The organism is Micromonospora maris AB-18-032 (assembly GCF_000204155.1).
GTDB lineage: Bacteria > Actinomycetota > Actinomycetes > Mycobacteriales > Micromonosporaceae > Micromonospora > Micromonospora gifhornensis.
In genome coordinates, this window is sequence record NC_015434.1 from 3,776,112 (window position 1) to 3,790,249 (window position 14,138).

The 14,138-nt window shown below is 70.1% G+C and carries 13 protein-coding genes; 10 read left to right on the plus strand and 3 right to left on the minus strand.

Annotated elements, in window-relative coordinates; genetic code table 11:
- Window positions 1-10: 10 nt before the first annotated feature.
- Together VAB18032_RS16760 and VAB18032_RS16765 are read right to left on the minus strand one after the other, a co-directional pair.
- Window positions 11-1,111: a serine/threonine-protein kinase gene (locus tag VAB18032_RS16760; protein ID WP_013734057.1), complete on the minus strand. Its 1,101-nt coding sequence runs from the start codon at window positions 1,109-1,111 to the stop codon at window positions 11-13.
- 238 nt (window positions 1,112-1,349) lie between these two features.
- Window positions 1,350-3,311, minus strand: a complete 1,962-nt coding sequence (locus VAB18032_RS16765) for an HsdM family class I SAM-dependent methyltransferase (protein ID WP_013734058.1) — start codon at window positions 3,309-3,311, stop codon at window positions 1,350-1,352.
- A gap of 98 nt (window positions 3,312-3,409) precedes the next feature.
- Between VAB18032_RS16765 and VAB18032_RS16770 the strand changes: the two genes are divergently transcribed.
- The 9 genes from VAB18032_RS16770 (at window position 3,410) to VAB18032_RS16810 (ending at window position 12,749) form a co-directional block, all read left to right on the plus strand.
- On the plus strand, window positions 3,410-3,955 hold the full coding sequence (locus VAB18032_RS16770; RefSeq protein ID WP_013734059.1) for a DUF4352 domain-containing protein: 546 nt from the start codon (window positions 3,410-3,412) through the stop codon (window positions 3,953-3,955).
- 104 nt (window positions 3,956-4,059) lie between these two features.
- Window positions 4,060-4,851, plus strand: coding sequence for a ribonuclease HI (locus VAB18032_RS16775; protein WP_013734060.1), 792 nt, complete (start codon window positions 4,060-4,062; stop codon window positions 4,849-4,851).
- 36 nt (window positions 4,852-4,887) lie between these two features.
- A complete protein-coding gene (locus VAB18032_RS16780; protein ID WP_013734061.1) occupies window positions 4,888-5,154 on the plus strand; it encodes a hypothetical protein in 267 nt (88 codons plus the stop codon).
- A gap of 381 nt (window positions 5,155-5,535) precedes the next feature.
- Window positions 5,536-7,647: a PQQ-dependent sugar dehydrogenase gene (locus VAB18032_RS16785; protein ID WP_043721025.1), complete on the plus strand. Its 2,112-nt coding sequence runs from the start codon at window positions 5,536-5,538 to the stop codon at window positions 7,645-7,647.
- Window positions 7,648-7,727: 80 nt separating this feature from the next.
- Window positions 7,728-8,735 carry a sugar phosphate isomerase/epimerase family protein gene (locus tag VAB18032_RS16790; RefSeq protein ID WP_013734063.1) on the plus strand — a complete coding sequence of 336 codons (1,008 nt, stop codon included), beginning with the start codon at window positions 7,728-7,730 and terminating at the stop codon, window positions 8,733-8,735.
- 83 nt (window positions 8,736-8,818) lie between these two features.
- Complete coding sequence (locus VAB18032_RS16795) at window positions 8,819-10,144, plus strand: TIGR04013 family B12-binding domain/radical SAM domain-containing protein (protein WP_043721027.1); 1,326 nt, start codon at window positions 8,819-8,821, stop codon at window positions 10,142-10,144.
- Between the two features lie 145 nt (window positions 10,145-10,289).
- Window positions 10,290-10,922 (plus strand): hypothetical protein, encoded by a 633-nt coding sequence (locus tag VAB18032_RS16800; RefSeq protein WP_232510818.1) that lies wholly within the window; start codon window positions 10,290-10,292, stop codon window positions 10,920-10,922.
- Between the two features lie 82 nt (window positions 10,923-11,004).
- Window positions 11,005-12,252, plus strand: a complete 1,248-nt coding sequence (locus VAB18032_RS16805) for an FAD-dependent oxidoreductase (RefSeq protein WP_043721035.1) — start codon at window positions 11,005-11,007, stop codon at window positions 12,250-12,252.
- An 8-nt stretch (window positions 12,253-12,260) separates the two neighbouring features.
- Window positions 12,261-12,749: a MarR family transcriptional regulator gene (locus VAB18032_RS16810; RefSeq protein WP_013734067.1), complete on the plus strand. Its 489-nt coding sequence runs from the start codon at window positions 12,261-12,263 to the stop codon at window positions 12,747-12,749.
- An 11-nt stretch (window positions 12,750-12,760) separates the two neighbouring features.
- On the opposite strand, the gene VAB18032_RS16815 is transcribed toward VAB18032_RS16810, so the two are convergent.
- Complete coding sequence (locus VAB18032_RS16815; RefSeq protein WP_013734068.1) at window positions 12,761-13,549, minus strand: helix-turn-helix transcriptional regulator; 789 nt, start codon at window positions 13,547-13,549, stop codon at window positions 12,761-12,763.
- A 135-nt stretch (window positions 13,550-13,684) separates the two neighbouring features.
- Here VAB18032_RS16815 and VAB18032_RS16820 point away from each other — a divergent pair, with 135 nt between their 5' ends.
- Window positions 13,685-14,077: a nuclear transport factor 2 family protein gene (locus tag VAB18032_RS16820; protein ID WP_013734069.1), complete on the plus strand. Its 393-nt coding sequence runs from the start codon at window positions 13,685-13,687 to the stop codon at window positions 14,075-14,077.
- Window positions 14,078-14,138 lie beyond the last annotated feature (61 nt).

Consider the following 14,138-nt stretch of genomic DNA (forward strand, 5'->3'; position numbering starts at 1 on the left):
TGCGGCCTTCCTACAGGGTGGTTCGGCGGGCGTACTGGCGGCGCAGCTTCTCGACCAGCCAGGTCACGTCGACCGGCGGGCCGCTCCCGACGCGCTCGGGATCGACCTTCGTGGGGGCCGGCTCCGGCACCGCGACGGTGCTTCTCTCCTCGACAGCGCGGTCGTCCGCCCGCTCGCTCGCCACCACGGGCGGGTCCTCGGGATCCTGCTTCGGGTCTTGCAGGTCGGGCGGGACCAGCAGTTCGGTCGCACTGTCGTAGGTGCGCGCGGCGACCTCCTGCCGCAGGTCATGGACCGTCCTGCCACTGGTCGCGGTGGCCACGGCCAGCAGGCGGGCCTGGACGTCGGCGAGCGCGGGCCGGGCGGACGGGTCGAAGGCGAGCATCGCGCCGAGCAGTGGCACCAACTCCGCCGGCACACCGGACAGGTCGGGCAGGTCGCTCGGTTCGGTGATCCGCAGCAGCAGGTTCCACGAGTTGGTCGGTGGGTAGAGAGCGTGACCGGTCAGCGCGAAGACCAGCACCGCCGCCAGGCCGTAGATGTCCACCGCGGGGGTCAGCTTGCGCTCGCCCCGGACCTGCTCGGGCGACATGTAGGCCGGGGTGCCGACCATTGCGCCGGGTGCGGTCAGGTAGTCGCTGCGGTCGATGAGCACGGCCAGGCCGAAGTCGATGAGCTTCGGGCCGTCCGGGCCGAGGATGATGTTCTGCGGTTTCAGGTCCCGGTGCAGCAGACCGGCCTGGTGCACCTTGGCCAACCCCTCGGCCAGCATCGCTCCGGCCATGGCCGCCAGCGGCAGCGGCAGCGGGCCTCGGGCGTCGACGTACTCGCGCAGGGTGGCGCCGGGTACGTACTCGACCGCCAGCCAGGCCGGGTCGCCGGTGGCGTCGGCGTCCTCCAGCCGAGCTACCCGCGAGCCGAAGACCAGCTTGAGGCTCTCCACCTCGGACGCGAAGCGTTCCCGGATCGTCGGCGCCGCGATGAGATGCTTCTTGATCACCTTGAGGGCGACCCGCTGTGCGATCGGGGAGATCGCGAAGTAGACGTCCCCCATACCGCCGCACCCGAGCGGCTCCACCAGCGTGTACCCGCCGACGTTGCCGAGTGCCATTGGTTCTCCCCCTCCACAATGGCCCATACCCGACGCGTTGGTGCGCTTCGGGCTGCATGGAGGCATGACCGTACAACGCCCGTCAATGGGAAGCCACCGGCCCTCTGGCGCGGAACGTCGCCCTGACGGACCACAATCGACAGCCGATCGTGCTTGCGTCGCGCGGATTCTGCTTGCGTCGCGGAGTGAGCTGCTGGACGGGGCCCGGCCGGTCGTCGATGGCCAGGACCCCGCGCGGTCAAAGACCTTCTTGTAGTGACCCGCTGGCCAGGCCGTCGGCCGTCAGCTGGACCAGTTCCGCACCAAGCGTCGCAGCCTGCCGGATGGCCGACTCGAAGGCGTCCAGCCGGCGAAACGCCGCCCCCTGCACCCGTTGGTCCTCCAGCGACATCCGCCGGACCTGGGCGCGGCGGATGTCGAAGCGCAGCGTTCCGGACAGGCTCGACGCCTGCTTCTCGTTGGTCGAGGTGCGTAGCTGCCCCGCCAGGAACCACGAATCCAGTGCCGCCGGGTTGGGTCTCAGCAGGTAGAGGTTGCGTCCGAGCAGCGCACCCTCGGCGGCCATCACCCGGGCGGTGAGCTGTCGGGCGACCATCGGCACCACCACGTCGCCGACGGCGAGGCAGATCTGCTGGCCGAGCCGGCCGTCGTCGTGGCCGGACGGCGGCTTCCCGTCGAGGACGTCATGCACGGTCAACACACGTGGACCGTCCGCCGCCTCACCCGCTGCGGTTGAGGCGGTGCCGGACGAGCCGCCGTCGGCCGGAGCAGCCCCGGATGAGGCTTCGGAGGCAGGGGTGGCGCGGATGGGGCCGATCAGCTGTAGGGCACCGGAGCGGATCAGCTCCCCCACCGTCAGGAATTCGCCGTCCGGCCCCTTCTGCGCGGGCGTGACCTGCGGCATCAGCGCCGGCAGGTCGCCGACGAGGGCGGCGAGACGTTCTCTGGTGCGGACCACCTGTTCTCCGGTGGCCTCGCCCGCGACGGCGGGTTGGCGACGCGCGGGGGTGAGGTCGACCTCCTCGTCGAGCAGTTCGATCACCGGTACCGCGCGGGCGAAGCCGGGCTCCTCGGCCTCGGGGTCGGTGTCGAAGGCCTGCCAGGCGGCCAGGATCCGTGGCCCGTTCGTGGTCAGGTCGACGCCGGCAGCGTCGACGAGCAGTGTCCGCGCCGGTGGTGGCGTGTCGGGCGCGGGCCGCCGCAGCACCCACAGGTGCAGCGGTACGCCGTGCGGCGCGGCTGCCCCGGGCGGCAGGGCGATCACGGCGCGCAGGGCGCCGCGGCGCAACAGCTCGGCGCGGATGCGTCGGCCGGCGCGGCGGCTGGCGACCGTGGGGGGCATCAGCAGGACGGCGTGCCCGCCGGCCCGCAGGTGGGCCAGGGCGTGTTGGACCCAGGCCAGTTCCGGTTCGGTACGCGGGGTGGTGCCGACGATCCAGCGTGGGTCGTGGCTGAGTTCCTCGTCGCCCCAGTTGGTGGCGCCGAAGGGTGGGTGGCAGACCACGGTGTCGTAGGTGTGCCCGGCGTACGCGTCGGCGCGTAGCGAGTCGCCGACGTTCATGTCGCCGGGCACCTCGCGCAACGCGAGCCAGAGTTCGGCGAGTCGGGCCAGGCCCTCGTCGAGTTCCTGCCCGTAGGCGGTGGTGCAGCCGGCGCGGACGGCGGCGCGCAGCACGGCTCCGGAGCCGGCGGCCGGGTCGAGGACGGTGCAGCCATCGACGCCGGCCAGCCCGACCATCAGGTCGGCGAGATCGTCGGGGGTGGCGAAGGACCGCCCGGGACCGGGTGCGGAGAAGCGTTGCCACAGTTCGTCGAAGGCGCCCTGGGGGCCGAGTTCGTCGGCGAGGGCTTCGAGGTCGGGCAGCAGCGGTTTCAGATGTGGGTCGACGGGGCGGCGGGGGCGTTGGCCGCGCTGTCGGGCCAGGAGCAGGGTGCCGACGGCGGCCAGCGCCGCGGCGGGGGATTCGCTTGTGGGTGCGATCCGCCGCCAGAGCCGGTCGGCGGTGGCCTGCTCGGCAAGCTTGCCCTGGACGCACAGCCATTGTTCGACCTGGATGAGGTCGAACTCGGGACTGGCCGCCGTTCCGCCGACCGGGGCGGGGAAGTCGGCGTGCCGCTTGCGCCAGTTGCTGACGGCGGCCCGTCCGACCCCGGCGAGCCGGGCGATTTCGGCCGCCGTAATTGTCGGTTTCACCTGCACGTTCGGAGTGTGCCACACCTGTCAAGCAACATGTCTGTTGACAGTGTTCACGGGCAGTGTTCTCATTGACGCCGCACAATGATGACTGGAGGACAACTATGCGTAAGACCACGCTGATCGCTTTGCTCGCCACCGCTCTCATCGGCCTGGGCTGCGGTGCCGGAGCCACCGACGAAGCCGGCGACGCGAGTGGCGGCGACGTCGCCGCCAAGAGCGAGGACAAGAAGGCCGAGAAGGCCGAGAAGGTGGCGAAGGTCGGCGACCCGGCCCGCGACGGCAAGTTCGAATTCACCGTCAAGTCGACCAAGTGCGGCGTCCGCAAGGTCGGCAGCGACCTGCTCGGCGCCAAGGCACAAGGCCAGTTCTGCCTGGTCACGCTGAAGGTCAAGAACATCGGCAAGAAGTCGCAGATGTTCGACGGCAGCAGCCAGAAGGCGTACGCGGCCGACGGCACCGAGTACTCCGCCGACGGAGCTGCCGCCATCTACGCCAACGAGAACGCCGAGACCTTCCTCAACGACATCAACCCCGGCAACCAGGTCACCGGCGTCGTCGTCTTCGACATCCCCAAGGGCGTCAAGCTCACCAAGCTTGAGCTGCACGACTCGCCGTTCTCCGGCGGAGTCACCGTCGCCCTGAACTGACCCGCGCGCATCGACCGGGGCGGGTTGCGCCAGGACCCGCCCCACCACATTCCACTTCCGAGCGGAGGGAGAACGTCGTGCGTCCTGACGAGTTTCTACGCGCCGTGCAGCTGCTTCCTGCCGACCTGCGCGAGTCCGCCCTCGCGTTGCAGACCTACGTCCGGCCGACCCACTGTGCCAAGTGCGAGCTGATCGGTGACGGGTTGCGGCTGTGCCTGACCGCCGCGCGATACGACGAGTTCTCCTCCGCCCGCCACCTGCTCGACACCGCACAGCAGCAGGCCGTTGAGCACGGTGCGGCCTGCCGCACCAAGCCGGACCGGCGCCGGGGGCGCGGCCGGGTGGCGCGGTGGGCGAGCGCGTCCGGGGCCATGGTCGCCGCGACCGACGCCAGTTGGAAGGACCGGGCCGGCGGCATCGGGTACGTGGTCAGCGACGGCCACTACGGCCTGCGTGGCCGGTGCAGCGTGCGGATGGACACCACCGGGTGCTCCCGGGTCCTGATCAACGAACTACGCGCGGTCGACTTCCTGCTGGGCGCCCACGACGTGCCGCCGGTGGGGATGGTCGTGCTGCTGGACAGCCTCGCCGCGTTGCGCTATCTGCACCAGTGGCAGGCCGGCGAGACGACCGCCATGCCGGCGGGCTACAGCCTGCGGCCCCGCCAGTGGTCCGATCAGCCCACCCTCGTCCGGCTCGCCCAGCTCGTGCAGCAACGGCCGGAGCTGTCGTTCGAGCATGTCAAGGGGCACAGCGGCCATCCGCTCAACGAGGCCGCCGACGCTTTGTCCCACATGGCCCGTCGGCGAATCGGCGAGTCCTTCGACGTACGTCGGCGCGCCCACGACCTGGTCGACGCCTTCCTGCGGGACTGGCACGCCACCGTCGCACATTGACCGCCCTCTGCCCGCCCTGACAGGAAGGACATCGCCGTGTCGAGCGAACGGAATCCGCAGCCGCGCGACGAGAAAGTCCCCGCCGTCGACGCGAACCAGACCATGGCGCGCCGGTTCGTCCAGCAACGGCTGGCCGAGTTGCCGCACCGACCCGAGGAGGCCGAGGCTCGGCTACGCGGCCTGCTGGCGATCTACGAGGAGTTGAACGCGCGGGGTCATCCGGAGCCGATGGTCCTGCTGGCCGGCGTGCTGGGCATTCCGGTGGATGTCCTGATCCGGCACCTACGCGCCGCGCAGCGCTGACCCGTACGGACGCGGGGTGCCGGCGGATGTTGCTGGAACCGGACCGGAGGAGCTCCCGTCGAGCTGGGATTCGTCCTGCATGGACAACTCTTTCGCTGCCCTGACGGAAAGTTCCACGAAGATCGGCGAAAGCCATAGACACATCTGCATCACTTTGTTAGCTTCAGGCGAGATGTTACGTCGAGGTAAATCGATACAGGCGCCGCTCCACGGACGTGACCTCGCCATTGACCACATCTGCGTCCCTGTCCATCAGAACACGCCCAGACTGCCGCGCAAGCGGTGCTGACGGGCGATTCCGTGCTGCCCCCATCCCACGAGGAGGAACCAGCCCTCACGTCTACGACCTGCCCGACCAATCCCTCACCGAAGGAGAGGCAGTTGAAGAGACGACTCGCGCTCGCTGTGGCCGGTCTGACCGCCATCGCGCTCACCGCGACGCCGACCCCGACGATGGCCGCACCGGCGCCCACCAGCGCTCCCCCGGACTCGGCCTTCCAGAAAGTCACCCTCAACGACCGACCGGGCGAGCCGATGGACCTCGCCGTGCTCCCCGACCGTCGGGTGCTGCACGTGACCCGCGCCGGTCAGGTCTGGTTGCACAACCCCGCCACCGGCCGTAACACGATCGCCGCGACCCTCGACGTGTACCAGCACGACGAGGAGGGTCTGCAGAACGTCGCGATCGACCCGGGCTTCGGCAAGGGCGGCAACAACTGGGTCTACCTGTACTACTCGCCCCCGATGGACACCCCGGTCGACGATCCGTCCACTCCGGATGTCAATGAGGGCGATGCGCCGGCCTGGGGCACCGAGGAGGACTTCGCGCCCTTCCGCGGGGTGATCCGGCTGTCCCGGTTCCGCCTCGTCAAGGACAAGCTGGATCTGAAGTCCGAACAGCAGATCATCGACGTGCCGGTCGACCGGGGCATCTGTTGCCACGTGGGCGGGGACATCGTCTTCGACAGCAAGGGCAACCTGTACCTGTCCACCGGTGACGACACCAACCCGTTCGAGTCCGGCGGGTACGCGCCGATCGACGAGCGTCCCGGCCGCCATCCGGCGTACGACGCGCAGCGTAGTTCGGCCAACACCAACGACCTGCGTGGCAAGATCCTGCGGATCAAGGTGGGCGCCAAGGGCGGCTACACCGTCCCGAAGGGCAACCTGTTCAAGAAGGGGACGCCGAACACCCGGCCCGAGATCTACCTGATGGGGCTGCGCAACCCGTTCCGCATCGAACTGGACCGCACGTCCGACACGCTGTTCGTCGGTGACTACTCGCCGGACGCCCGCCAACCCAACCCGGATCGCGGACCGGCGGGGCAGGGCAAGTGGCTCGCCGCCCGCGAGCCCGGCAACCACGGCTGGCCGTACTGCATCACGCCGGACCAGCCGTACCTCGACTACGACTTCGCCACCGACCAGCCGGGGGCGCCGTTCAACTGCGCCGCACCGGTGAACGACTCGCCGCACAACACCGGTCTGCGTAACCTGCCGCCGGTGCAGCAGCCGCAGGTCTGGTACGGCTTCGGCCTGTCCCCGCAGTTCCCGGAGCTGGGTACCGGCGGCATCGGGCCGATGGCCGGTCCGGCGTACCGGTTCGACCGCTCCACCACCCGCGGCCGCAACCCGTCCGGCTGGCCTGCGTACTACGACGGCAAGCCGCTGTTCTACGAGTGGACCCGCGACTACGTGAAGGCCTTCGAGCTGGATCGGCGCGGTGAGCTGCGCGGCATCGAGTCGGTGCTGCCGTCGGTGGTCTTCGACAACCCGATGGATCTGGAGTTCGGTCCGGACGGCGCGCTCTACGTGCTCGAATACGGTGACGGCTACTTCAGCGAAAACCCGGACGCCCAGTTGGCCCGCGTCGACCACATCGGCTGGGACGGCAACCACAGCCCGGTGCCGCAGGTGTCGGCCACCCAGACGGCCGGGCTCGCGCCGCTGACTGTGGAGTTCTCCAGCGCCGGCACCGCCGACCCGGACGGTGACCGACTCCGGTACGAGTGGTACCTCGACGACGACGACAAGGTCGACTCCCGTGAGGCGAACCCGACGTTCACGTACCGCCGCAACGGCAGCTACGAGGCGACGCTGAAGGTCACCGACCAGAAGGGACGGTCGGCGTCGGCCTCCGTGCGGGTGGTGGTCGGCAACGCCACGCCGGTGGTGGAACTGGTCAGCCCGGTCGTCGGGCAGCCGTTCACCTTCGGTGACGTGGTGCAGTTCGAGGTGCGGGTCACCGACGACCAGCCGGTGGACTGCGCCCGGGTCAGCGTGACGTACATCCTGGGTCACGACGACCACGGCCACCCGATCACCACGGCCAACGGCTGCACCGGCACGATCACCACCACGGTGCCCTCCGGGCACGATCCGGCGACCGACAACCTGTCCGCGGTGTTCGTCGCGTCGTACACCGATCCGGGTGGTGACGGCCTGCCGCCGCTGACCGGCACGACCGAGGTCGTCCTGGTCCCCACCCAGTAAGTCCCCGACCGAGGTCCCTGGTCGACACCGGTCGGCCGGGGACCTCGGTCCGGGTCCACGCACCACGAGAGGAGTGCCACATGTGTTACGGGTACGACGGCGAGGCCGCGCTGCGGCGGTCCGTCATCGACCGGCGGGGCCTGTTGCGCGGTTCGTTGGCAGCCGCCGCCGGTGTGGGGCTGGTCGCGTCCGGGATCGGTGCGACCGCCGCGACCGCCGGTCCCGGCCACGGTCACGGTCCGGGTCACGGCCACGGTCACGGACCGGGCCACGGTCATGGGCCCGGTCACGCCGGGCGACACCACGTGCCGCCGGGTCTGATCAGCATCCAGCTGTGGACGGTACGCGACGCGCTGAACGGCTCGCCGGGCTACGACGCCACCCTCAAACACCTCGCCCGCATCGGCTATCCGAAGGTGGAGTTGGCACTCGGCTACTTCGGTCGTAGCGCCGGGCAGCTGCGCCGGCTCCTCGACAGCATCGGGATCAAGGCCAGCTCCAGCCACGACGGGATCAGCGCCGACGCCGCCGCACTGCGGCAGAAGATCCAGGACGCGGTCACCCTGGGCCAGAAGTACATGGTCGTGCCGTACCTCTACTCCGAGAGCGCCGACGAGTGGAAGCGCTGGGCGGAGCAGATGAACGTCGAGGCCGCCGCGGCACGCAGGGCAGGTCTGCGGTACGGGTATCACAACCACGCGCACGAGTTCACCATCGACCTCGGCGGTGGGCGTACGCCCTGGGACATCCTGACCGCGGAGCTCGACCCCAAGCTCGTCCACCTGGAGATCGACATCTACTGGGCGGTCACCGGTGGCATCGAGTCCGGTGCCGGCGCGGCCGATCCGGAGGGCTTCACGCTTGACGTGATCCGTCGCGCGCCGCAGCAGGTCCTGCAGTACCACGTGAAGGACCGGCACGCCGCCGACGGAGACATGGCCGACCTGGGCACCGGGATGATCGACTTCGCGCGGATCTTCCGGGGCCACGCCGTGCAGGAGTACATCGTCGAGAACGACACCCCCGACGTGACGCCCCAGCAGACCGCCGAGGTCGGCTACCGCTACCTGCGCAAGCTGCGGTACTGACCGGACGCCGACGGGCACCTGGCCGCACGGTCGGCCCGGTGCCCGTCGACATCACGGCCGGTCCCCCTGACACAATCGCGGCCATGGAAGCTGCCGAGCTGGTGCTGGTGCTGCGCTACCGCAAGGCGGTGACGTACGGGCTGCACGTCCTGCTCGGCGCGCTGGAGACCCACCAGACCTCCACCCGGTACGAGGTGCGTTTCGGCGACACCCCGGAGACGACCGCCGCGCACATCCGCGACGCCGCCACCACCGCGACCCGGGTGCTGGTGTTGTGGTCGTTCTACTCCCCCGACGCGCACGCCCTGGCCCAGGAGCTGGCCGAGATCCGGGCCCTGGCCGACGCCCCGAACGTGACCCACATCGCCGGCGGCGTGCACGCGACCGCCGAGCCGGTGCAGACCCTCGACGCCGGGTGGGACATCGCGGCGGTCGGCGAGGGCGAGACGACGCTGCTGCACCTCGTCGACGCCGTCGGTGACCCGGCCGGGATCACCGGGCTGGTGTACCGCGACGACACCGGCGCCGTGGTGCGTACGGGCCGACCGCAGCGGCGACCGCTCGACGACTTCCGGGGCTTCTCGCTGCGGTGGGACCGTTTCAACGCCCTGGAGGTCACCCGAGGCTGTGTCTTCTCGTGCCGCTTCTGCCAGACCCCGTTCATGTTCTCGGCGAAGTTCCGGCACCGCAGCGTGGCGAACGTGCGGTGGCACGTCGACCGGATGCGGGCTCGTGGGCTGCGCGACGTCCGGTTCATCACGCCGACCGCGTTGAGCTACGGCAGCCAGGCCGAGGAACCGAACCTCGACGCGGTCGAGGAACTGCTGGCCAGTTGCAAGGAGGGCATCGGGCCGAACGGGCGGGTCTTCTTCGGCTCCTTCCCCAGCGAGATCCGACCCGAGCATGTCAGCCGGGCGGCGCTGCGGCTGGTCAAGAAGTACTGCGCGAACAACAACATCATCGTCGGCGCCCAGTCCGGCTCGGACCGGGTTCTCGACGCCGCGAAACGCGGCCACGGCGTGGAGGAGGTCAAACGGGCCGCCCGCCTCGGCATCGAAGAAGGCTTCCGGATCAACGTCGACATGATCTTCGGCATGCCCGGCGAGAGCGAGCAGGACGTCGCCGACTCCCTCCGCCTGGCCGGTGAACTCGCCGAGGTCGGCGCCCGCATCCACGCCCACACCTTCATGCCGCTGCCCGGCACCCCGTGGCGCGACGCCCCGCCCGGCGATGTGGACCCCGAGACCATCCGGCAGGTCGACCGCCTCTCCCAACGCGGCGCACTCTACGGGCACTGGCAGAAGCAACGCGAACACGCGGCGCGGCTCGCGGCCGCCGCCGAGGCGTACCCCCGCCCCGGACGCAGCCGGACCATCCTGCCGCAGCTGCCGAGAGGCGAAGCACCGTAGTACCGGATGCCTCTGCGGAGAACAGCCGGAGCACCTCAACGGGCGTCGGGTCGCTAGCCTGGCGAGCATGTCGATCGATGAGCAGGTCCGGCAGGCGTTGGCGAGATGGGACGCTTTTCCGGTTCACCGTCAGCCACGCCCGATCGTGCTGACGACGATGAGCGTCATCGCACTCGACCGACTCAAGGCGGACGCCAGGTGGCGAACGTTGTTCGATGGCCCTGGCGTTGCGGAATCCGAGTTGCCGCCGGAGATCCTTCCGGCCGCCATCGACTACTGCCGTAACGTACAGACCGGGGAACCGAAACCATTGGCCCGCCTCGTTCGGGCGGACGGACCCTTCGCCACCGACCGCGGCCTGCGGGAGCTTCCGGCGTGGATGATGTATCCCGCCAAGCGGAGATGGCCGTTCATCGCCCTGGATCCAGACTTCCAACGTCGGATGACGTGGTGCCCGCCGGGCCTGACCGCTACCGGTCACCCGGAATCCGTGCTCGGGGACGACCACCGCACTCTGACCTACCGGTTCACGGGTACACCCCGGCAATATGCCGACTATCCCTGCGCCGAGGTGTTCGAGACGGAAACCGCGGTACTCGTCAAGCCGGTGGAAGTCCCCCTTGACGGGCCGGACGGCGTCCGGCTGGCCTATGCAGAGGAACGCGAGGTGGTCGTGCGCCTGGCCGCTCCGCTCGGCAACCGGGCCCTGATCTGCCTCGGGCACGGCCCCGGCTCCGCCACCTTCGGCTCGCCGGTAGCAGTGATCACCTCGGCCTGACCGAGCTGACCCGAAGAAGGAACGGGCCTTGTGGTGTACCGACAGCCCTTGGCCAAATCATCTTAGTCATTAAGATAACTGCATGGATACATCGACTGACTTCTCGGTGGCGATCGCCGGTGCCGGCCTCTCCGGCCTCTGCCTCGCCCAGTACCTGATGCGCGCCGGCATCGACGTGCACGTCTACGAGCGGGACCCGGGCCCCTTCGTCAGGCAGCAGGGCTACCGGATCATTCTCGACCAGTACGGGCTGGAGGCACTGCGTACGAGCCTGCCCCGCCCGCTGTACCACCTGGCGCTGGCCACCGGCGACGAACCCGGCGGGCAGCTGCGCTTCACCGACCGGCGGCTACGCGACGCCTTCACCATCACCTTCAAGGACAAGACCCACGCGACCCGCCAGGTCGACCGGCTGACCCTGCGGTCGATCCTGCAGTCCGGGCTGGACGGGCGCATCCACTACGGCAAGGCCGCCGCCGGGGTGGACAGCAGCGACCCGGCACGACTGCGGCTCGTCTTCTCCGACGGCGGGTCCGTGCCGGCGAGCGTCATCGTGGGCGCGGACGGCGTCGGCTCCGCGCTGCGCGCCCAGATCATGCCGGACGCGGCACCGGCGAACACCCCGATGGCCGGCATCTACGGCCGGACGCCGCTGCGACGAAACGGCGAGAGCATCATCCCGGAACCGCTGCGTACCAGCGGGGTCCTGGCCATCGACGACCGGCCGGGCCGCGCCTTCTTCTTCACCTCGATGCGGTTCGGCGAGAACCCGCGCGAGGCATTCGCGCGCCTGGCCCCGGGCAGCTACGCACCCACCGGCGACGACTACGTCATGTGGGGGCTGCTGCTGCGGCAGGAGGAGGTGCCCACCACCATCCGCCGGAACCTGCTGGCACTGCAGGACCTGGCCAGCCACATGAGTATGGTTTTCCACCCGCTCGTGCGGCGACTTGTCGACAATGCCGAACTGGACGCCATGGTGCTCAACCTCTTCGCCACCGGCCAACGCCCGCACCGGTGGGCGCTGCCCCGGGCGACGATGATGGGCGACGCCGTACACGTCATGCCGCCGTTCGGCGCGCACGGCGGCAACACCGCGCTGCGCGACGCCGCCCTGCTCGGCCGCAGGCTTGTCGAGGCCCGCGCGAGCGGCGCCCCGGTGGAGCGGGCGATCGCCCGCTACCAGGACGAGATGGTGCCGTACGCCTTCCGCGCCGTCGACACCGCCGCCGCTCTGATGCGCCGCCTCACCGGGGGCGCGACCGCACCGCACTGGGTGCTGACCCGCGTGTTACCTCGGCTGCACCGGGTCACCGTACCGGAGGCATGATTGCGGGCATGTCCCACGAGCCCACCCGTGCGTCCGCGATCGCCGACCTCATGCGCGCCGGGCGGGAGATGTCACGGCTGTCCATGGTGTTCCGGTACGCCATCGCGGAACAACTGGGTCTCACCGTGAGCGACCTGGAGTGCCTGGACTACCTGGCGGACGTCGAGTCGGCCACCGCCGGGCAGATCGCCGAGCGGACCAACCTCACCACCGGTGCGGTGACCAGCATGCTCCGCCGACTCCAGCAGGCGGGCTACGTCACGGCCGAGCGCGATCCGGCGGACCGGCGGCGGGTGATCGTGACCCTGCGGCCGGAGCGGACCGCCGAGTTGGAGCGACCGTACGAGGGGTTCGCCAAGCGGGCGAAGCAACTCATCGAGGGCTACAGCGTCGAGGAGGTCATGCTGCTGGTCCGACACTACGACCGCATGCAGGCGATGTACCTCGCCGAGTTGGACCGCCTCCGCGACGGTCTGCCTGAGGCAGGCGTCGGGTGAGCGTCGGCAGGCTACGGGGTGGCGGAGGCCATGGCGCGTAGCAGCTGCGCCGTGGCGGCGTCGGCCGGGAAGAACGTCTCGATGGAGATCTCGTCGAGTGTGACGTCGCGTGGTGCGCCGAACACCGTTGTCGCATAGCACAAGGCCAGCTCTCCGTACTCAGTGGACAGCCGCAGCGGGATCACCAGGTCCTCCCCCGGACCGGTGTCGGCGTGCGCGGCCGTCGGTGCCGGGTAGCTTTCCAGTTCGGTCAGCAGGTCGGCCAGGCCTTCCGCGGCGGTGCGGTCGAGTTGGCGGCGTACGCGCCGCAGCACGTGCGCACGCCACTGGGCCAGGTTCCGGATCCGCCCGGACAGCCCGTCCGGGTGCAGGGTGGCGCGCAGCACGTTGACCGGCGGCGTACGCAGGAATTCCGGGACACCGGCCAGGAACACGGTCATGGCGTTGTTGGCGGCCAGCAGTTCCCAGCGGACGTTGACGGCGAGCGCCGGGTTCGGTTCGTGGCCGGCGAGCACCGCCGCCACGGCGGCCCGGGCCGCGCCGAGGTCGACGTACGCGCTCTCCGGGTGCACCGGCGCGAAGCCGGCGGCCAGGTACAGGGTGTTGCGTTCGCGCAGCGGCACGTCGAGTTCGTCGCAGAGCCGCTCGATCATCGCCCGGCTTGGGGTGGCCCGGCCGGTCTCGACGAAGCTCAGGTGGCGCGTGGACACCTCGGTCGACGACGACAGGTCGAGTTGTGAGCGGCCGCGCCGCTCACGCCAGCGCCGGATCAGCACCCCCACCGGCTCACCCCTGGTCATGGACCACAGCCTGACGCAGGTCACCGCCGGGCGGCAATGACCTCGCAGGTAATCGACATGCTGCGGGCCGTCGGCGCACGGTGGTTACGCGGCGCTCGCCGTACCCGACCTGTCGACCGGGAGAGGAACGACCCCATGACGTCCGAAGCGTACGAGGACACCGTCGAGCGGTACGTCCGGTTCTGGAACACCGGGCAGCCTGAGGAGCAGCGCCGGCTGGCGGCGGACACCTTCACCGAGGAGGTCAGCTGCCACGCGCTTGTCGGCGTGCTCACCGGAGTGCAGGCGTTGATCGACTTTCGCGGGCAGTTCACCCAGCATGTCGGTGTCGCCGTGTTCCAGCGGCGCGCGGCGCCGCAGATCCACCATGACCGGGCCCGGCTGATGTGGGAGATCGAACTCGACGGCGGTCGGTCGTTCGCCGCCGGCACCGACGTGCTGGTGTTCGACGCGGACGGGCGGATCAGCTCGGTCACCACGTTCCTGGACCGCGCGCCGGAGGGCTTCGACCCGCACGCCGAGCACTGACGACCGGCTCACCCGGGATGGGCTGCACCGCATCGGGGGCCCGGGTGAGCCGGTCCCCCAC

Excerpts from the sequence above, each read along its gene's own strand:
- VAB18032_RS16795 (WP_043721027.1), top strand. The coding sequence starts at position 8,819 with ATGGAAGCTGCCGAGCTGGTGCTGGTGCTGCGCTACCGCAAGGCGGTG.
- VAB18032_RS16815 (WP_013734068.1), bottom strand. The coding sequence starts at position 13,549 with ATGACCAGGGGTGAGCCGGTGGGGGTGCTGATCCGGCGCTGGCGTGAG.
- VAB18032_RS16790 (WP_013734063.1), top strand. The coding sequence starts at position 7,728 with ATGTGTTACGGGTACGACGGCGAGGCCGCGCTGCGGCGGTCCGTCATC.
- VAB18032_RS16820 (WP_013734069.1), top strand. The coding sequence starts at position 13,685 with ATGACGTCCGAAGCGTACGAGGACACCGTCGAGCGGTACGTCCGGTTC.
- VAB18032_RS16770 (WP_013734059.1), top strand. The coding sequence starts at position 3,410 with ATGCGTAAGACCACGCTGATCGCTTTGCTCGCCACCGCTCTCATCGGC.
- VAB18032_RS16760 (WP_013734057.1), bottom strand. The coding sequence starts at position 1,111 with ATGGCACTCGGCAACGTCGGCGGGTACACGCTGGTGGAGCCGCTCGGG.
- VAB18032_RS16810 (WP_013734067.1), top strand. The coding sequence starts at position 12,261 with ATGTCCCACGAGCCCACCCGTGCGTCCGCGATCGCCGACCTCATGCGC.
- VAB18032_RS16805 (WP_043721035.1), top strand. The coding sequence starts at position 11,005 with ATGGATACATCGACTGACTTCTCGGTGGCGATCGCCGGTGCCGGCCTC.